14 protein-coding genes and 2 pseudogenes are annotated in these 20276 nt (G+C 58.1%); 15 read left to right on the top strand and 1 reads right to left on the bottom strand.

What is annotated here, in order from left to right:
- Positions 1–288 precede the first annotated feature (288 nt).
- From QA639_RS34930 to QA639_RS34920, 3 genes are all read left to right on the top strand, one after another.
- Positions 289–612, top strand: coding sequence for a hypothetical protein (locus QA639_RS34930; protein ID WP_283088397.1), 324 nt, complete (start codon positions 289–291; stop codon positions 610–612).
- Positions 613–895: 283 nt separating this feature from the next.
- Positions 896–2299 (top strand): sensor domain-containing diguanylate cyclase, encoded by a 1404-nt coding sequence (locus QA639_RS34925; protein WP_283088396.1) that lies wholly within the window; start codon positions 896–898, stop codon positions 2297–2299.
- Positions 2300–3008: 709 nt separating this feature from the next.
- The gene (locus tag QA639_RS34920) at positions 3009–4574 is read left to right on the top strand and encodes a putative bifunctional diguanylate cyclase/phosphodiesterase (RefSeq protein ID WP_283088395.1); all 1566 of its coding nucleotides are present in this window, start codon (positions 3009–3011) and stop codon (positions 4572–4574) included.
- Positions 4575–4938: 364 nt separating this feature from the next.
- On the opposite strand, the pseudogene QA639_RS34915 reads toward QA639_RS34920, so the two are convergent.
- Positions 4939–5633, bottom strand: a pseudogene (locus QA639_RS34915) (IS5 family transposase).
- Between the two features lie 1031 nt (positions 5634–6664).
- On the opposite strand from QA639_RS34915, the gene QA639_RS34910 reads away from it, so the two are divergent.
- From QA639_RS34910 to nifD, 12 genes and pseudogenes are all read left to right on the top strand, one after another.
- Entirely contained in the window at positions 6665–7870 is a 1206-nt protein-coding gene (locus tag QA639_RS34910; RefSeq protein ID WP_283088394.1) for an HlyD family secretion protein, read from the top strand.
- Positions 7870–9840 carry a glycosyltransferase gene (locus tag QA639_RS34905; protein WP_283088393.1) on the top strand — a complete coding sequence of 657 codons (1971 nt, stop codon included), beginning with the start codon at positions 7870–7872 and terminating at the stop codon, positions 9838–9840. The genes QA639_RS34910 and QA639_RS34905 overlap by 1 nt, the downstream gene beginning before the upstream one ends.
- 58 nt (positions 9841–9898) lie before the next feature.
- Complete coding sequence (locus QA639_RS34900; protein WP_283088392.1) at positions 9899–10963, top strand: cache domain-containing protein; 1065 nt, start codon at positions 9899–9901, stop codon at positions 10961–10963.
- Positions 10964–11396: 433 nt separating this feature from the next.
- A complete protein-coding gene (locus QA639_RS34895) occupies positions 11397–11951 on the top strand; it encodes an IS66 family transposase (RefSeq protein WP_283088391.1) in 555 nt (184 codons plus the stop codon).
- A gap of 89 nt (positions 11952–12040) precedes the next feature.
- Positions 12041–12103, top strand: a pseudogene (locus QA639_RS42060) (hypothetical protein); the annotation flags it as partial.
- Between the two features lie 43 nt (positions 12104–12146).
- A complete protein-coding gene (locus QA639_RS42055) occupies positions 12147–12326 on the top strand; it encodes a transposase domain-containing protein (RefSeq protein WP_428841100.1) in 180 nt (59 codons plus the stop codon).
- Positions 12327–12953: 627 nt separating this feature from the next.
- On the top strand, positions 12954–13148 hold the full coding sequence (locus tag QA639_RS34885; protein ID WP_283088389.1) for a 4Fe-4S binding protein: 195 nt from the start codon (positions 12954–12956) through the stop codon (positions 13146–13148).
- Between the two features lie 201 nt (positions 13149–13349).
- On the top strand, positions 13350–14846 hold the full coding sequence (sufB, locus tag QA639_RS34880; RefSeq protein ID WP_283088388.1) for a Fe-S cluster assembly protein SufB: 1497 nt from the start codon (positions 13350–13352) through the stop codon (positions 14844–14846).
- Between the two features lie 66 nt (positions 14847–14912).
- A complete protein-coding gene (gene sufC, locus QA639_RS34875; protein ID WP_283088387.1) occupies positions 14913–15665 on the top strand; it encodes a Fe-S cluster assembly ATPase SufC in 753 nt (250 codons plus the stop codon).
- Positions 15666–15683: 18 nt separating this feature from the next.
- Positions 15684–17021 carry a Fe-S cluster assembly protein SufD gene (sufD, locus tag QA639_RS34870; RefSeq protein ID WP_283088385.1) on the top strand — a complete coding sequence of 446 codons (1338 nt, stop codon included), beginning with the start codon at positions 15684–15686 and terminating at the stop codon, positions 17019–17021.
- On the top strand, positions 17018–18265 hold the full coding sequence (locus QA639_RS34865; protein WP_283088384.1) for a cysteine desulfurase: 1248 nt from the start codon (positions 17018–17020) through the stop codon (positions 18263–18265). The genes sufD and QA639_RS34865 overlap by 4 nt, the downstream gene beginning before the upstream one ends.
- Before the next feature lie 466 nt (positions 18266–18731).
- Complete coding sequence (nifD, locus tag QA639_RS34860) at positions 18732–20234, top strand: nitrogenase molybdenum-iron protein alpha chain (protein ID WP_074124739.1); 1503 nt, start codon at positions 18732–18734, stop codon at positions 20232–20234.
- Positions 20235–20276: the final 42 nt, after the last annotated feature.

Raw genomic sequence — 20276 nt, 5'->3', positions numbered from 1 at the left:
CCGGTGGGCTTGTGCCGACCACATCCCAGCGCGACCAGTGTGGCCAGTGTCGAGTAAGCGGGTTGTTGCCTATTCCTGCGACACTGCGCCGTTGGGCGCGCTTACACCGAGCGGCACCGCATTTTTCTGAAAACAATCTGATCTATGTGCTGAAAGCTATCTGACAGGTTTGGAATATTGGCGCCTACAAAATCTGGCAGGGGCTTGCTCAACCAGCTCATGTATATATAGCGGAACTCTCTCCCGCATTTCGACGCCGGGACGCCCAACAGATAACGGAGCTCACAGGTGCCGTACAAGAAACTCGTCAATCAAAGCGGGCTGACCCTTACGGTGTTGCTCGTCACGCGCGTTGGCTCAGAGCCGAATCAGCCCGGACCGATCGTTGCAGTGGCGCTACCGGTAGGTGGCAAGCAAACGATTGAATACGGTAATGCGCAGAATCCTTTCCTCAACGGGCTCGTGATTTCCTCATCCTCCGATGGTGCCTTTTCGAACGGGTCGCAGATCGTGACGACTCGGGGCAGCAGCTGGGACACCGTACTGAACACGCACGATATCCTTACTTTTAGCGGAGCGGGTGGACTGAACGTGGTGGGTTCGAACGCATAACGCGCCACCGGCGTAGGGGACCCTGTGGCCGCGGAACTTGGCCCCTGCTGGATGGCAAGCCGATCCTGAGACGTCGCCGTGCTGCTTGAGCGGGTGCAGCAGATGGACGGAAGGTTGAAGCTCATGACCTCCGCGCCGGTCAGCGGTGATTATCCATGACCTTCGGCGGAGACGAGCCATGATGCCTTCACTTGGCTGTACAGCAGGGCACCAAGGTCTCTGAAGAAAAGCCCAAGAGTCAGAAAAGACCACGCGGAATCATCGTGGAATGATGGTATAGCATATGAGTACCCATCTTATGGTGCACGAGCGGTCCAACGCGCTGCGGCTGGTCACAGAGGCCTATACGAGCCTTCTCATCACCGGCTTCGCGCTGCTGCCCACTCAGTTCATCGCTTACCTATATTTTCAGCAAGATCCCGCGCTGAAGTTTGAAGATCACCTGTTCCACGAATTCGCGATCGTCATCGCCACCCTCGAGGGGCTGTTCGTCACATATGTGACGTGGCGTTGCTACCGGTCTTCAGGCGAGCCTCTGTTGCGCTGGTTGACGCTTGGCTTTCTGGCGTTCGCGCTGATCTATTCGCTGCACGGTGCCTTCACTGAGTTGGCACACCGCAATATTTGGCTATTTCTGCTCTATGGGCCGGCGTCGCGTCTGGTGATGTCGATTTTGCTCTTCATCGGGCTGCTCAGCTACAATCAGCCGTCGGACGAGCCCGAGAGGCGATCGAATGCGCGCGCATGGCTGATGTGGATTGTCCTGTTCCTGACGGTGGACATAGCCGTCGCACTGGTCGCCTATTCTCGTTATGCTGGGCACCCGGCGGTCCGCTTGTCCATGGAGGGCGGCGCATTGCTATTCAGTGCGCTGAACGTCTCGGTCATGCTCATGCGACGGATTCACTCGCCGCTCATGCTTGTTTTCGGCGTTTCCGTCGCGTGGTTCGCGCTATCGTCGCTCGCATTCATTCTGGCGGCGCCATGGAATCATATGTGGTGGCTGGCCCACGCGATCTTTGCCGGCGGGTTCCTTCTGCTCAGCTATGGCGTTGTTCAGGCTTTCCGAACAACGCGATCGTTCGCGACCATCTATAGCCAGGAAGAGATGACGGCACGCCTGGCCAGATCGATGGCCGACACTCAAAAGGCGCTCCAACAAGTGCAAATGAGCAATCAAAGGCTGGAACGGCTCGCCGCCACCGATCCACTGACTGGTGCCGGGAACCGGCGCCACTTCATCGAGCATATCGGCGCCGAGATCGCGCGGGCCAGGCGGACCGGTGCTCCATTGTCTCTGCTGTCGCTCGATCTCGACCATTTCAAGGATATCAACGACTCACGCGGTCACAGCGTTGGCGATGAGGTCCTGCGCGTATTCGTGCGAAAGTGTCTGGAGGCGATCCGGCCTTACGACTCTGTCGCGCGCGTGGGCGGTGAAGAATTCATGGTATTGCTGCCGGGCGCGACGCTCGACGCGGCTTACGCGGTAGCCGAGCGCCTTCGGTCAGCCATCGAACGCACTGCATTCGACGTCGGAGCCGAACCGTCGGTTGGCGTTACCATCAGTGTTGGAGTGTCGGAATTCGGGCGCGATGGAGACACACTCGACGGGTTCCTGAACGTCGCCGACCAGCGACTCTATCGCGCAAAGTTTGAAGGTCGCAACCGTGTGGTTGTCGCCTAAGTTATCGTTCGTCGCGCACCTCGCCTCAAGCGCGCGCCAGCGCGACGTCGGTTCTCGCTGTCGTAAGCCAGAGCCACAACACTATTAACAGTTCTATTCGGTCATGGTCCATCAATTGCAATGTTTGCAGGCGAGTTCGCACCGCACTAGGCGGCGACCACTAGCTGCGGGAGCTGCAATGTCGTTGCCTGCTACGGCGTCGCTCAACAGCTCTCGTTCTGTCGAGCGCTCAGCCGGCGGTCGCCTTGCCCCGCCAAAGCGGGCGGCCCCGGCGCGCGGCGCAGCGAACACCAATCCGCTCGTCAGGCATTTGGCAGAAGGTCCCGATCAGAGGGCGCTACTGGCGGGAGCCTGGTCGCACGAAGCGCTGTCGCACTAACGTTCACGAGCCGCTCGCGCTCCAGAGCGTCCAAAATGTTGAAGCGGTATATTGAGGGCGCAACTCGTTGGTTCGGCCGCATTGACTGTGTGCGAACTTGCTGGTCGATTTAACAGGACGGTGGCCGGTAACAAAACTATCGAGAGTCGATGGCGCAGCTTGCGAAGCAGGTTGGTTCGGCAATCTACGCACATCATCTGGTCGTCAGTTGACATTCATGCTACGGGTAGGAACCTCACTGAATCAATCTGCGCTAGCGAAGATTCGACTGAGATGAAATTTTCAACTCCACCATCTCGCGTAATGCAATTCGATTGGCGGAGTTCTGCCATGAGGGACTTCATTGCTCTCTTCGGCGGCCTCGTTGTCGCTTCAATCTTAGCTCATCTCTATGAGATTGGCCCTCGCTTGATTCAGCTGAGACGGGGCTTAGACTCGATGCTCGGCGATATTGTATTCATCATATTCGTTGCGTTCTTAATGAGCGCTTCGCTTACGATCTATAGTGTTCGGCGCTATCGAGAACTCGCGCGCGAAACCGAAGCGCGAATCCTTGCAGAAGGAGAAGTCCGCGATCTGGCGCGACACGATCCATTGACGGGCCTGCCGAACCGCCGCTTGTTTGATGAAACACTTGATCTGTGCCTTGGCCTCGCCACCGACACGCAACAAATCGCCGTTCTGATACTTGGCCTCGACGGCTTCAAGCAGATCAAGGACACGCATGGATATGCAGCGGGGGACAAAGCGCTTTGCGAATTTGCTAAGAGGCTTGCCGAAATCTTGCGCAAGGACGCCCTCCTGGCGAGGATCGGAGGCGACGAATTCGGGATCGTCCTGCCAAACATTAGCTCCCTCGAAGAGCCCGCCAATCTGGCAGGCGGTATCGTGGCGTCAACCGCCGATACTTTCGCGCTTGAGACTGGCGCAGCCGAGCTTGGTGTTGGAATTGGCATCGCCATCGCTCCGCTTGACGGCGTCAATCTCCACGATCTGGTCAGGCGCGCAGATCGCGCGCTTTATCGCGCGCAAGGCGACGGCAGGTCGCGTGTTCGCTTTTTCGAACCAGACATGGACATGCATGTCGAGCGCCGCATTCAGATCGAGCGTGAGCTTCGCAGCGCCATCGCGGCTGATATTATCGAGCTGCACTACCAGCCGCTGGTTTCACTTGAGAGTAATCTCATTATCGGGTTCGAGGCCTTGGCGCGTTGGGAAAATAGGACATTGGGGCAGATCCCGCCCGACGTTTTTATTCCGATTGCAGAAGAAACGGGCCTCATCAACGCTCTTGGAGATCAGCTTTTTCGCCGCGCCTGTTTTGATGCCAATGCGTGGCCGAAGACGTTTTCGCTTGCCTTCAACATTTCGCCTGTTCAATTGCGGGATTCCGCGCTTGGAGAGCGCATTCTATCGATCCTTGAGCAAACCGGCATCAGTCCACGCCGCGTGGAGGTCGAAATTACCGAGAGTGCGTTCATGGAAAGAACCGGGGGTGCGAAGACCGTGATTGACGAGCTTCGTCAAGCCGGCATCCGCATCGTGCTCGACGATTTCGGAACAGGTTATGCTACACTGAGCCAGCTGCTTTGGTTTCGTTTTGACAAGATCAAGATTGACCGCAGCTTCGTGTCGCATCTCGACGACAGCCGGGTGATCGTTCGTGCTATACTCGACCTTGCTGAAGGATTTGGTTTGACGACCACGGCAGAGGGGATCGAAGACGAAAGCCAGCGGGTCTACCTGGTGGCCAATGGTTGCACAGAAGGGCAAGGCTACCTGTTTAGTAGGGCTGTTCCAGCCTCCGGTATCCCCACGTTGCTTGATCGCGAAGCTGGCCGCGCAGCGGTTGCGGAAGATGGAGCAAGAAGCTACATGCGCCAGTCGACGCACTGAGTTCTCAGGAAGCTTCCGCCACAACAACGGTTCCGAGCAAGTCAGGCTTAATCTCCTCCAATGACGCGTCGAGCGTGCTCGGGAGCGCTGATTAGAAATAAGGGGCCTAGAGTTGTCGCGCAGCATTGGACGTATCATCGGGAACTGTCGCTCAGGGTAGCCTTATTCGCTTGGACAGGGGGGCTTCTTAACAAATAACATCGGCTCGACCACTGGCGGCGGCCTGTCGTGCAACGCCGTTTTGACGTGCTCGAACGTGAAGACGCAGGGGCATCCGGGAACGGCCCTGTGTGCTCAGGCCGCGCGAGCGGCGAGGCGCCTGATCTTCGATTACCTCTCTTAGGCCCGGCGGCGTTCAGATGCACTAGGCGGTGTGAACACTTATCGCATCCATAGGACGATTGCAGCGAGCGTGACGATGGCTCCGGCGAAACTGCTTGAGCTTGCTGAAGCAGCATTCCACGAGGTGGCGCTGGGCATAGAGATGCTTGTCGAGCGGATGTTTGAGGGCTCGCGAGGGGTTGTTGGGGATGACGGCGATCGCGCCTTTGGCTGCGATGGCCTGGCGCAAATGATCGGCGTCATAGGCTGCATCGGCCATGACGACCTCGGCGGGCAATCCCTCGATCAACGTGGCGGCTTGCGGGGCATCGCCCTTCTGGCCTGCGGTGAGGGTGAACCGCACGGGACATCCCAAACCTCGGACGGCCATATGTATCTTGGTGCTCAAGCCGCCGCGCGAGCGCCCGATCGCTTGATCTTCAGACCCCCTTTTATTGCCCCGGCGGCGTGCTGATGCGCCCGGACGATGGTGGAATCGACGATCAAATATTCGAAGTCCGGATCATCGGACATCGCCTCGAAGATCCGCAACCAGACACCCTTGGTGCTCCATCGACTGAAGCGCCGGAACACGCTGTTCCAATCCCCAAACGCCTCCGGAAGATCACGCCAGGGAGAGCCCGTGCGAACGATCCAGAGCACCCCTTCCACGAACATCCGGTTGTCGCGTCCGGTCGAATCTTTCTGGTCGGGCCGGCCAATGATGAGCGGCGCCATGCGCTCCCAAGCCGCGTCGCTCAACACCAAACGATCCATCACACCCAAGGCCGCCTCCCAAAAGAAGCCTTGAATCTGATTTGGCCTCAAAAGGGTATCCCTAGAGTCCACACCGCCTAGAATCAATGGCGATCAGACATCCGAATTCCGGATGCGCCTCGAAGACCGTCATCCACACGCCGCTAATGCCCTTCCGACCGAAGCACCGGAGCTGACCGTTGCAGTCTCCGAACGGCTCCTAGTTACGCCAGGGAGTGTCGTACGCACGATCCAAGGCACACTTCCACGATCATCCGGTTGTACCGCCGAGTGGAGCCCTATCGGACCATCTATGATCAGCGACGCCTGCGAGGCCGCCTCACTCAACACCAAACGATCCACCCAAGACTTCCAGAACGACGCTGAATTCGATTTGCGGTCTTGCGTTAGAGCAAAACCCAGACTGTCCGAATTCTGACATCCTGTCGGTCTGGTACGCTTCCTTGAGAACAATTACCTTTACTGATCAAGGCGTCGCAGTTGGCACAAGTTTTGAAAAGAGGGGTCCATCCACCGCACCCGCTCGCGAACGACTGCTACAATATTGTTTTCTAGGCTACGACCTTGTTGCGCAATGACACGGGCTATCACATGGAGTCGGTCTCAATAGCACGTCACAAACTCTGCCCTCAATGCAGTTCTGTATTAGTCCACCTTGAGTGGCATGAACGCATCGGTACGCGGGAGGTCCAAAATCTTTGGCGCTGCTGGAACTGCGGGAACGAATTTATCACCGTTGTTACTTCTGAAGAGACGGATCCTCCTGCCGCTGAGATCACGAAGCTATTCTTTACTAGCCTGTTAGTCTGATCAATGACGCTTAAGCCGCTAACACTCGTATCCGAGCGGCACTGGGCTTGGCAGTCCAGAGCAAGGGCGGAGGGGCGCTTAGGGGAGAAAGATTCGACCTCAGGCTGCACAGCAATGTTTGCCCCCGTGCGCGAATACCGCTGCGCGACCCTTCCCATCATAAATGCAGTTGGAATGTCCTTATGAGCCTCGTACGTGCGATCGTCGGCTTGGCGTTGTTGGCAGTGGGATTGTACGTTGTAATCGGTGAGCACTTCGCTGGAACATCGGCGGATGCGACCCTCAATGCTCGACTCTACATCGTTCGCGCCCCAATCGAAGGAAAGGTAACGCTTGTCGTAAAGAGCATCGGCGCGCGCATGAGCCACGGCGAGCTCATAGCAGAAATCAACGACCAACGCTTCGATACCGCGAGGTTGCTTGAGCTCGATCGCGATCGCGCAAACCAGCAGATCGAGCTGACCCGCCTCGTTGGCCAGCGAGAGGCCTTGTCCGCATCTAGATCTCGCTTCGATGCTCAATCAACTGATTACCGGCGTGGCAGGGTTCGGCAGATTGAGGCACGAATTGCCGAAACGAAAGCAGCTCAAGACGCTGCAGCCGCGCGCCTTCGTCAGGCGGACGCAGAGTTTAAGCGGGCAAACGAACTAAGCACGCGTGGTGTACAAACGGCGGCGAATCTGGATCGCGCTCGCGCAACTTACGACGTTGCGCAGCAAGAGCTGGAGAGTGCGCAGCAGCGAGTGAATTACCTGGAGACGGAACTTATATCCGCTCGCGATGGTGTCTTCATCGGGGAGTCCTATAACGACGCTCCTTCCTCGGCCCAACGTATCCGAGAGCTCGAGCAGCGGTTGGCCGAGCTGAATGTCGACAAGGAGCAGGTGAAAGCGCGTATCGTCCAGCTCGACGGACAAATCGCTGCCGAGCGCCTTCGTGTCAATAGTTTGAGCTTCGCTACGCTTAATGCTAGCGTCGTTGGTCTAGTCTGGGACATATTAATTGACGATGGCCAATATACGCGGCGCGGCCAAGATCTCGTCAAGATCGTCGACTGCGATACGCTGATCGTCACCGCGGGCGTCAACGAATCTCTCTACGACAGTCTTTCGGTCGGAGCCGCCGTCCAATTTCGATTGTTTGGGGATGATCGGATTTTCAATGGAACCATAACCCGCCTTGGCGGATCCGGTGCAGCCTCGCTCTACACCAATCTTGCGGTGGGTCCAAGTCCACAACATCTCCAGCGCTTTGATGTCACCGTGACTGTTTCAGACCTCGCAGGAGAGCCAGATCTCGGCTGCGCGATTGGGCGTACTGGACGCGTTATCTTCACAGCCGGCCCAATCGCTCAATTCCGTCGGTTTATTACGCGGTACGGACTCTGATGCTCCTGCTGTCACCAATTGCTGCTGCTTTCGCAGGTGCTGCCTTCATAATTGGCCTCCGCCTTACCGTCTTCCCGTTCCTTAATCCGATGAACTGGTATTGGCGCGCTCTGCTCCTGGGGATGGCTGCCTTACTGTCTTGGCGTTATATGGCTTGGCGCTTCACCGAAACGCTGGCGCCACTCGACTGGACTGCGGACGCGCTGTTCAGTTGGGGATTCGCCATGCTCGAAGCTCTAACAGTGCTGTCCTCTACGATTGCGTTTTTTATACTGTCGCGGGTGAAGGAGCGGACGGCCGAAGCAGACCAGCACTCCGAATGGTGGCAGCCTGGAGAAGCGCCGCGCGTGGATGTCTTCATCACGACTTATAACGAGCCGTCGGAAGTACTCGAGCGCACGATCATTGGCGCGACAGAAATCCGCTATCCTCGACTTCGGATTTTTATTCTCGACGACGGCGCCAGGAATTGGGTGCGGCAACTCTGCGAGCTGCACGAAATCGGATACCTCGCACGCTCGGGCAAGGAGCACGCTAAAGCGGGGAACATCAATCATGCACTTCGCGCGCGCGCTCGAGATCCGGCTCCCCCGGCTTTTGTTGCTGTACTTGACGCCGATTTCGTTCCCCATGCGGACTTCGTCGAGCGGACGCTCGCGTTGTTTCACGAGCCAAGCGTCGCGCTCGTGCAGACCCCTCAGCACTTCTTCAATCCTGATCCGATCCAACATAACTTGAGAATAAGCACCGCATATCCGGATGAGCAACGTCATTTCTTTGACAACGTTGAGCCAGCGCGCGACGCTTGGGGCATTGCTATCTGCTGTGGAACCTCATCCGTAATGCGGGTCCAAGCCGTCGAGCAGATTGGCTGGATTCCGACACAAAGCGTAACCGAGGACTTTCTGCTCACGCTTAAACTCGCGGAAAGCGGCTGGCAAACCGTGTACCTTAACGAGCCGTTGACGGAAGGCTTGGCTCCCGAAGGATTGAAGGAATATATCACGCAGCGTGGACGGTGGTGCCTTGGCCTGATGCAGATTGTCCGCAACTCATACAACCCCTTTGGCATGCACGGCCTAGGTCTGATTCATCGAATCGGCATTATTGATTCATTGCTCTACTGGCTCAGTACCTTTCCCTTCAGGCTTGCCAGCCTGATCATCCCACTCTTGTACTGGTGGTGTGGCATCACCATCGTGAACGCGTCGTTGGTGGAAATTATCAGATATTATGTACCCTATTACCTGATGGTTCTGGTGTCCCTGAACTGGCTTTCAAAAGGGTTGTTTGTCCCGCTTCTCAACGATACGGCTCAGCTGATCGCGGCCTGGCCCATTACCCAGGCAGCTGCTCTCGGGCTGCTGACCGGGGGAGCGCATAAATTCTCGGTAACGGCCAAAGGCGGCGACCGTGCCAAAGTCGTTGTTCAATGGACGTTGATGCGACCATTCCTACTCCTACTCGCACTGACGATCGGTGGTCTGATCGTGCCGCTAAACTCCGATTTCGTCTTCAATACGTCCGCGACCGCGGGCGACGGCACGGCTATTGTGATGTTCTGGACGGTTTACAACATTCTGGTATTGCTAGTGGCAGTAGTGGTGTGCATCGAACAACCGCGATACGATCGACCTCAGCGCCAGATCCCAGAACCCATCACGTTGGTGATCCAAGGTGAGAAGCATCGCGGATGGCTTCTCAATCTGGGCCGCGGGGGCGCTCGAATCAGCGGTCCATCCGGACTTTCCGCTGGAGCAGCAGGGAAGCTCAACCTGCCCGGGATTAGCGGAGTGGACGCGCACGTTGCTGCGACAACGCGTGATGGCTATCGACTTAAGTTCTCTCCAACTCCCGAGCAAAGGGCGAAAATTATCAAGAAGCTTCACACCGAATCCGCCATGCCAGGGGCCGATCGAGGAAACATCTTGCAAATGATTCGTGAGTTGGCGCGAGCTCTAACGAGTTGAGGAGCGCGAGATGCCGAAAAGACCTAGCCTACTCTCCTTGGTGTTCTGTGGAGGCGCTTTGCTCATACTGGCCCCTGCGATGGTGACCGCAACGATCTACACTGCCTTACTACAGCAACGGGGAGAGCAGCTGCAATTCGACGCGTTAAGGATTCGCGGCGAGTTGAGCTCCGCGCTGTTGGCCCGCCGGCTCTATGGGGTTTGGATGGATGTAGCTCGGTCCGCTGAGCTCATTGACCCAACAGATCCAAAAAAGGCGAGAGAACACATAGAGTTCTTGAGCCGCCTTGATCAGCGCTACACTTGGCTCGGTGTGGCGGATCTCGAAGGGACCATTCTTTTGGCGAAAGACGGCATGCTCGAAGGAGTAAGCGTTGCACAGCGACCTTGGTTTAGGCGGGGCCTTGTCTCGCCGGCGGCTATCGATGTGCATGCCGCTCAACTACTGGCCACCCAGTTGCCTGCATCTCGTGAGCCCTATCGCTTTATCGACCTTGCTGCGCCGTTGCACCACGCCGGCTCCGTTGCCGGGGTCATCGGCGCTCACCTTGATTGGAAATGGGTCGCAGAAGGCATGGACTCGTTGCAGGTGCCTGGCATTGACGTGCTGCTGCTTTCGGCTGATCGAACCGTCCTATTTGGTCCGCCGGATCTAATCAACAAGCCGCTTAATATCGGCTCCGCGCTTGCGGCTAGTCGCGTCACGACTGCGTCTCTACGCGAAGGTTGGCCTGACGGTAGAGAGTACTTCACGGTGATCGTTCCCACGGTCGGCTTCGCGAACCTTCCAAGCTTCGGCTGGTCTCTTCTGGTTCGGCAGAGTGCCGACGAGGCGCTTGCGTCCACCCATAATTTGATCCGATCATTCTGGAGTAGTTTTGCTGCTTGCGCCATTGCCACACTAGCGCTGCTCTTATGTGCTGCGCAGTGGCTGAGGACGCCCCTCCGCCGGCTCTCGAATACAGCGGAGGTCCTCGTGCACGATCCTTCCGCGCGGCCGCCATACCCGGAGACACGCTTTAGTGAAGCGGCGAGGCTCAGTGACGCGCTAGCTCGCATCCAGTCGAAGCTGATGGGTCACTCTGGTCGCAATTGGACCCAAGCACCGGCTGGAGACGACTAGCTCAACGACGGACAAAATAGGGCGGCCTCCGGAGCCAACGTTCCGGCATACCAACCTCGATCGCCGGCGCATTGCTGCTTGGCCTCTTGTGGTCAGGACCATACCCCATCACCGCCATTGACGATGATGGCGTCCCGCCAAACGCCTGTTCGAGACGTCTGTAGACTGCCGATCAAGCATAGAAGCGTATTCCTCCGTTGGGGCTTTCAATTACCCACATCTTCGGATTGAAGTAAGCGCTCAGCCAATACCCTGGCTTCGGGGTTGATTAGATGTGCGAAGAAGCCTCCGGCTTGATCGGGGGTTTGGGATGGGATTGGACGGCAAAAAAGACGCCATTTGGACAGCTCATCAGTTGGATATGGAGCAGTCAGCCGGCTTGAAGTGCTTGAGGGACCGTCCGGGCGTCGTGTGCGTTCAGAGGCGAAGGCTCTTGGCGCAAACGCAGGCAGCGTTGAGCGAGCATCAAGCGGCGCTGGCAACGTCGGAAGAAGCGCGGCGCCGGTTGGAGGTCATTCTCGGCGAACTACGCCGGGAGAAGTGCGGATCGAAGTCCGAGAGGCTACGACCAGATCAATATCATTTGCCGCTCGAAGACGTGGAGCTCGCGCAAGGCATCCTGGACGGCGCAGGAGAAGGCGGCGGCGATCATCAGGGGCCGATCACGCGCTGGATCGGATCAGGACCGTCATCGCAATCGGGTCGCAGCGGCGCCTTCGCTGAGCAGTTCCTGGACGGCTTTAACGGACGCTTCCTGCAATGCGATGCCTATGACCGTCATGATCGGCTGCTCGAAGTCGCTCGACCGCAAGGGCCGTGGACGCTCGTACATTGCTGGAGCCATTTGCGCCGGCGCTTCGTCAAATTGGCTCGCAACAGTAAATCGCCGATTGCCGAGGCCGCTGTGCGGCAGATCGCACAGGTTCATTGCCAGACATCAGGCTGGCCGCGTGCAAGAAACACCCGCTGCCCCTCGTCGAGGCATTGAAGCCGTGGTTCGAGAAGCAGCTGTCGATGATCTCCAGCGGCTCGACGCTCGCTGATGACATCCGCTAAGCACTCAATCATTGGCTGGGGTTGACGCCCTTCCTCGATGACGGGCGTCTCGAGCTCGACACCAATCCGGTTGAAAACGCGATCCGGCCGATCTGCCTGACCAGAAAAAACGCGCTCTTCGCCGGTCATGAGGTCGGTGCCGAAAACTGGGCCTTGCTCGCATCCATCGTGGCGACCTGTCAACGACGTCAACCCGGTCGCCTACATCGCCAAAACGCTCACGGCAATCATTGCCGGCCATCCCCAAAGCGAAATCGACGACCTCATGCCATGGCGGTTCCGCAAAACGTCAAGCCAGCATCAATAGGGTTGCGGCTAAGCGCTTACGGATTGAACCGAAAGCGATGCCGAAGGTGATATCTTGCAGTTTGGTCAGACGTATTCCTCTGTTAGGGCCGCCTTGTTTGACAGATGCGAGCGCTGCAGGTCCTGAAGAGGACATAGCTTCGCCGTTACCGGCTGAAGTTCCGCCCACGCGTATGGACGTCTAGGTCTACCAATCTCATCCAACCTTGCTCAGGGTTCGGAACGACAATGGTAGCGGCAATTCCCGTTGGATCAGGTAGGGAACTTTCCCGGCCATCAACCTACCGATTCTGTGGCAACGACTTTTGGCACACAAACGGGATTAATGCTGCAATTGCAAAAGGATCTAACCCTATCAATAGGATAGGTGGTGCTGCCAGATAGGATTGAACTGGAACGTAGAGCCAATTCGGTCAGCAATGATAACTGCCCGGTGTGAGCGGAGCGGATACGTCGCTGAACAGGACAGCATTGAAATCAAGCCTTGGTGTTGCGGATTGTAGGGTTTGCCACAAGCTGTCCAAGCCGCAACATGCGACGGAAAATAGCCGAGATAAATCAAGGCTCGGCGTTTGGCATGAGGCTTGAAGGGATGAAGCGGTCCCGCACCTCCTGTCCAAGGAATCGCATGGCTTACAAGATAATCGCGTCCCAGTGCACCGTCTGTGGCGCTTGTGAGTTCGAATGCCCCAACGCCGCAATTAGTCTCAAGAACGACATCTATGTGGTCAATCCGACGAAATGCACCCAATGCGATGGGCATTTCGACGCGCCACAATGCGCGGCTGTCTGCCCGGTGCCCGACACCTGTGTGCCGGCCTAAAGGATTGGTCGATGAGTGGGTCTTCGGCGTGCATCAAGGTCAAGACGCTATTGGAGTTTGCGAATTATGTGATCGGTCGCTTGGTTCGGCCGGTTTCGAGCCCCGAACTGGCGACTTACGCGATCGCGTTTCGGCCAGGAGACCAAGCCGCAGCTGGCGCTGGAAATTGTCGGAATCGTCCCGGGGCGAGCGGAGCGGGCAATGGTAGCGGCACAAGAGATGGCTGAGCGCGTCGCTCGCGTCGGCGTCGATCAGTATCGATATGGTTTTGAGACGCCGATCGAATCCGACAGGGCCCGCAAGGGGCTGTCGGAGGACACCGTCCGCTTCATCTCCGCAAAGAAGAGTGAACCGGCCTGGATGCTGGAATGGCGCCTTCAGGCGTATCGCTCCTGGCTGACGATGACTGAACCGACCTGGGCCCGCGTCCACTATCCGCAGATCGATTACCAAGACATCTATTATTACGCGGCGCCGAAGCTGAAGAAGCCGCTGTCCTCAATCGACGAGATCGATCCGAAGATCCTCAAGACCTACGAGAAGCTCGGCATCCCCCTACGCGAGGTTGCGATCCTCGAAGGCGTCGAGGCGGCCCCGGGCGGCGAGCCGTCGGCCAATCGCAAGATCGCGATCGATGCCGTGTTCGATTCGGTGTCGGTTGCGACCACCTTCAAGGCAGAACTGAAGAGGGCTGGCGTGATCTTTATGCCGATCTCTGAGGCGATCCGCGAGCATCCAGAGTTGGTGCACAAGTATCTTGGAACGGTGGTGCCGAACTCCGACAATTTTTTCGCGAGGCTGAACTCGGCGGTGTTCTCCGATGGCTCATTCGTCTACGTGCCGCCGGGCGTGCGCTGCCCGATGGATCTGTCGACCTATTTCCGTATCAACGAGCGCAACACCGGCCAGTTCGAGCGTACACTGATCATCGCCGACAAGGGCTCCCACGTCTCCTATCTCGAGGGCTGCACCGCGCCGCAGCGCGACGAGAACCAGCTGCACGCTGCTGTGGTCGAGCTCGTGGCGCTCGACGACGCCGAGATCAAGTATTCGACGGTGCAGAACTGGTACCCCGGCAACACGGAAGGCAAGGGCGGCATCTACAATTTCGTCACCAAACGTGGCGACTGCCGCGGCAGGAATTCCAAGATCTCCTGGACTCAGGTCGAGACCGGTTCGGCGATCACCTGGAAATATCCGAGCTGCATCCTGCGCGGCGACTATTCGCGCGGCGAGTTCTACTCGATTGCGATCTCAAACGGTTTCCAGCAGGTCGATTCTGGCACCAAGATGTTCCATCTCGGCAAGAACACGTCGAGCAGGGTCGTCTCCAAAGGCATCGCCGCCGGCAAATCGCGGAACACTTATCGCGGTCTTGTCAGCGCAAATTGGAACGCCGCTGGCGCGCGCAACCACACCACCTGCGACTCGCTTCTGATCGGCGACAAATGCGGCGCGCATACCGTGCCCTATGTCGAGGCCAAGAATTCCTCGGCGACGTTCGAGCATGAGGCGACGACGTCGAAGATTTCCGAGGACGTGCTGTTCTACTGCATCCAGCGGGGAATGTCGCAGGAGGAATCTGTCAGCCTCGTCGTCAATGGCTTCATCAAAGAGGTGCTGCAGAAACTGCCGATGGAGTTCGCAGTCGAGGCGCAGAAGCTGATCTCGATTTCGCTCGAGGGATCGGTCGGATAATTACAGCTTTAGCGAGCCCACCAAAGTGGCTCGCCGGTCCGATGATGCACGTGAGGGATAGCTTGAATGGCGTTACTCGAAGTCAGACATTTGCACGTTTGTGTCGAGGGTCGCGAGATCCTCCACGGGCTCGACCTCGCGGTCAATGCGGGCGAGGTGCATGCCATCATGGGACCAAACGGCTCGGGAAAATCAACGCTCGGCCACGTCATCACAGGCAAGCCCGGCTATCAGGTCACCGCAGGTCAGATCCTGTTCAAGGGCGAAGATTTGCTCGCGCTGGCGCCGGACCAGCGCGCCGCCAAGGGTATCTTCCTTGCCTTCCAATATCCGGTAGAGATTCCAGGCGTGACCACCATGAACTTCCTGCGTACCGCGCTCAACGCGCAGCGCAAGGCGCGTGGCCAAAGCGATTATTCGACGCCGCATTTCCTGAAGAAGGCTCGCACGGTCGCCAAGCAACTCAACATTCCGCAGAGCATGCTGAAGCGGGGCGTCAATGTCGGCTTTTCCGGCGGCGAGAAGAAGCGCAACGAGATTTTGCAGATGGCGCTGTTCGAACCCAGTATGTGCATTCTGGACGAGATAGATTCTGGTCTCGATATCGATGCGCTGCGGATCGTGGCCGAAGGCATCAACGCAATGCGCTCGCAGGACCGATCGATGATTATGATCACGCATTATCAGCGGCTTTTGAATTACGTTGTGCCCGACGTCGTGAACGTGATGTCGAAAGGGCGGGTTGTGAAGAGAGGCGACAAGCAGCTCGCGCTGGAGCTCGAGGCCTTTGGCTACGCCCAATTCGACGACGCGGCCTGACGCGCAGGGGATTTTCGGATGGATCTGGTTCTGGCTAAGGCTATGCGGGAGGATAAAGACAATGCGGAGCGGGCGAGCAGTGTCTTCGCGGCTGCGCGCGGGCGCTTGCCCGGCGTGGGTCGTATCGCCGACATTCGCGCGAGAGCATTTGAGGCTTACGAGCGGGTCGGCCTGCCACACCGGCGCGTCGAAGAATGGAAGTACACAGATCTGCGCGTATTGATGCGCGATGTGCTGCTGCTCGCTGACACGCCAGATGCGTCCGCGCTAAGGAGGGCGCAGGTTGCGGTCCAGCAAGCAGCATTCGAAGGTGCAATCAAGCTCGTGCTGGTTGATGGTATGTTCGTACCGAGCCTGTCTGATCTCGCCAAGCTCGGAAAGGGCGTCGCTGTACGGACGCTGCGCGAGGTTCTGGAAAGCGCCGAGAGCGACGCAATGGCCGGCTTGGTGCTGTCGACGACCGCTGATGCGATGATCTCGCTCAATACTGCGATGGCAACCGATGGCGTCGTGGTGACGATCGCGGAAGGCAAGGCGCTGAGGCGTCCGCTTCATGTCATTCACGTTGCAACCGCCTCCGCGGCATCTCACTTTACACGCTCGTATCTGCACCTCGATGATGGCGCGCAGGGAACCGTACTGGAAAGCTTTGTCGCGGCCGAAAGCGCATGCGGCTATCAGGCCAACAATGTCAAAATCGTGCTGGTTGGCAATCAGGCTGGCCTCTCGTATCTTCGCGTGAGGGCAGATGCGCCCGACGCAGTGAATATCTCCTCGGAGATCATCGCAGTTGGGTCCAGGGCTAAACTCAATCTGTTCGACACGGTCCGCGGCGGCGCCGTCAGCCGCTATCAGGATTTCATCACGCTGGCGGGCGAAGGGGCAGAGCTTTCCGTGAACGGCGTCAACCTGCTCATGGAGGCGCAGCACGCAGACACGACACTCGTGGTCGATCATGCCGCGCCGCACTGCGTTAGCCGTCAGAATTTTCGTGCGGTCGCTGATGGGGCCGGCCGCTCGGTGTTCCAGGGGCGAATCATCGCTCGTCCCGACGCGCAGAAGACCGACGCCAAACTGACGATGCGATCGCTGCTCCTGTCAGACCAGGCCGAGGCCGACAATAAGCCAGAGCTCGAAATCTTTGCCGACGATGTGAATTGCAGCCACGGAGCGACATCAGGCGGGTTGGATGAGAGTCTCCTGTTTTATTTGGGCGCTCGCGGTCTGTCCGAGAACGATGCGCAAGCGCTGCTGATTCGGGCGTTCCTTGGTGAGGCGATTGAGGAGATTGCCAACGATAGTTTACGCGGTTTTGCGACCGCGCAAACCGACCGTTGGCTCAAGGCGCGGCGATGAACACGCATCCTGCGGTTAGCAATGGTGGCTACGACGTCGATCGTCTGCGCGAGGAGTTTCCCGCGCTCGCCACGATGGTCCATGGCCAGCCGCTCGTTTATCTCGACAATGCCGCATCCGCGCAAAAGCCCAGGGTCGTACTCGACCGTATGATGCAGGCATACTGCAGCGAATATGCAAATGTGCATCGCGGGCTGCATTACCTCGCCAATGTCGCGACCGAGGCTTATGAGGGCGCGCGGGCCAAGGTAGCGCAGTTTGTGAACGCACATCGAACCGAAGAGATCATCTTTACCCGCAGCGCTACCGAGGCGATCAATCTGGTTGCTCAAACCTTTGGCCGTGAGCGCATCATGCCGGGTGACGAGATCGTTCTCTCGATCATGGAGCACCACTCGAACATCGTGCCGTGGCACTTCCTGAAGGAGCGCCATGGTGCCGTGATCAAGTGGGCGCCGGTCGACGACGAGGGCAACTTCCTGATCGAGGAGTTCGAAAAGCTCCTTAACTCGCACACCAGAATCGTTGCGATCACCCAGATGTCGAACACGCTCGGCACGCTGGTTCCGGTAAAGGACGTGGTCCGTCTCGCGCATGCCCGCGGCATTCCGGTGCTGGTCGACGGCTCACAAGGGGGCGTCCATCTGGATGTCGATGTCCGCGACATTGATTGCGATTTCTACGTCATGACGGGCCACAAAATGTATGGGCCAACGGGCATCGGCGTGCTTTACGGCAAATATGCCAATCTGGCGGCGATGCCACCGTTCAATGGGGGCGGTGAGATGATCCGCCAAGTTTCGCGCGAGGGCGTGATCTATGGTGATCCACCGCACCGGTTCGAGGCAGGCACGCCGCCGATCGTCCAGGCGATCGGTTTGGGCGCGGCTATCGACTTCATTGATTCGATCGGCAAGGCGCGGATCCGCAAGCACGAGAGCGCACTGCTGGCTTACGCGCAGGAAAGGCTGCAGAGCATCGAGTCCCTGCGCCTCATCGGAACGGCGGCAGAGAAGGGCGCGATCATGTCCTTTGACATGAAGGTCGCGCATCCGCACGATATCGCGACCGTCATTGACCGCTCCGGGGTCGCGGTGCGCGCCGGGACTCATTGCGCGATGCCGTTGCTCGCGCGCTTTGGCTTGCCTGCGACGTGCCGCGCTTCCTTTGCTCTTTATAACACATATAAAGAGATCGATACGCTCGCGCGCGCGCTGATCAAGGCGGAGCGCCTGTTCTCCTGAGCGGCCGAGTTTGCCGCGATCTGGCTCGCTGTGCGGCCCGATGAGATTGCGCGGCGAGCGGTATGACCATGCAGGATGTGCGCAGCTCCGCGACCGACGAAGCTGAGCACTTACCGGCTTTTTGGCGCCTTGGTCCTGGCAAGCCGAATGGGCCGAGCTGCGGTGCGGTTTGCTCGCCTCGCGGTGGCTCCGCTCAAGTCATGCCGGATCACAAGCTAGTCATCGGCGTTTTGGTGGCCCATATCACGGCCGAGCTCGCCTTGTTTTGTTTCGAACACGGCCGAACGGACACCTGGTCTGGACCGGGCGATGTCGGGTTCGCAACAACTGTCCGCCGCTGCGCGTGGCGCGCGCTAAGTCATTGGAAATAATACGAATTTTTCGTTCCCGCTCAGCTGGCACACACGTTGCAAAAGTCGTGGCCAAGAGCCGCCGTTGCAACAGGAAATCTTAAAAGGACATCGCCATGAGTCTCGCCACGACCTATAGCACCGCACAGATCAGGGCGCGCAACAAAGAGCTGATCGAGGAGGTGTTGAAGGTCTACCCGGAGAAGACCGCCAAACGACGCGCCAAGCACCTTAACATTCACGAGGCCGGCCGGTCGGACTGCGGGGTCAAGTCCAACATCAAATCCATCCCCGGCGTGATGACAATTCGCGGCTGCGCCTACGCGGGTTCCAAGGGCGTGGTCTGGGGGCCGATCAAGGACATGGTTCATATCAGCCACGGCCCGGTTGGCTGCGGCCAATATTCGTGGGGTTCGCGCCGTAACTATTACGTGGGTACGACGGGCATCGATAGCTTCGTGACCTTGCAGTTCACCTCCGACTTCCAGGAAAAGGATATCGTGTTCGGTGGCGACAAGAAGCTCGTCAAAGTCATGGATGAGATCCAGGAGCTGTTCCCGCTCAACAACGGCATCACCGTCCAGTCGGAATGCCCGATCGGCCTGATCGGCGATGATATCGAGGCGGTCTCCAGAGCGAAGTCCAAGGAATTCGGCGGCAAAACCATCGTGCCGGTCCGCTGCGAAGGTTTTCGTGGCGTTTCGCAGTCGCTAGGCCATCATATTGCAAATGATGCGGTGCGCGACTGGATCTTCGATAAGGGTGGCCCACAGGGCAAGCCGAGGTTCGAGCCGAGTCCATACGATGTCGCAATCATCGGCGATTACAATATTGGCGGCGACGCCTGGTCGTCTCGAATTCTGCTCGAGGAAATCGGCCTGCGCGTGATTGCTCAGTGGTCCGGCGACGGCTCGCTGGCCGAGCTCGAGGCGACGCCGAAGGCTAAGCTGAACATTCTGCATTGCTACCGCTCGATGAACTATATCTCGCGCCACATGGAAGAGAAGTTCGGTATTCCCTGGTGCGAATATAACTTCTTCGGGCCTGCAAAGATCGCAGAATCACTGCGCAAGATCGCGGGCTATTTCGACGACAAGATCAAGGAGGGCGCCGAGCGGGTGATCGAAAAGTACCAGCCGCTTGTGAATGCCGTGATCGCAAAATATCGACCGCGCCTGGAGGGCAAGACGGTGATGCTGTTCGTCGGCGGATTGCGTCCGCGTCACGTGATCGGCGCATACGAAGACCTCGGCATGGAAGTCGTCGGCACCGGATATGAGTTCGGACACAACGATGACTACCAGCGTACCGCCCAGCACTACGTGAAAGACAGCACGCTCATCTACGACGACGTCAATGGTTACGAGTTCGAGCGCTTCGTCGAGAAGATCCAGCCCGACCTGGTCGGCTCGGGGATCAAGGAAAAATACGTGTTTCAGAAGATGGGTGTGCCGTTCCGGCAGATGCACTCCTGGGACTATTCGGGCCCATATCACGGTTATGATGGGTTTGCGATCTTCGCGCGCGACATGGACATGGCGGTCAATTCGCCGATTTGGAAGAAATTGAAGGCGCCCTGGAAGGACGTGCCAAGGCCGAAGCTCTTGGCCGCAGAATGACGCGAAGCAACCCTGCTCTCTGCCAAGAGACGGGACGACGTT

It is taken from the genome of Bradyrhizobium pachyrhizi (assembly GCF_029714545.1).
Taxonomy (GTDB): Bacteria; Pseudomonadota; Alphaproteobacteria; order Rhizobiales; family Xanthobacteraceae; genus Bradyrhizobium; species Bradyrhizobium pachyrhizi.
This window is presented reverse-complemented; position numbering and strand designations above follow the sequence as displayed.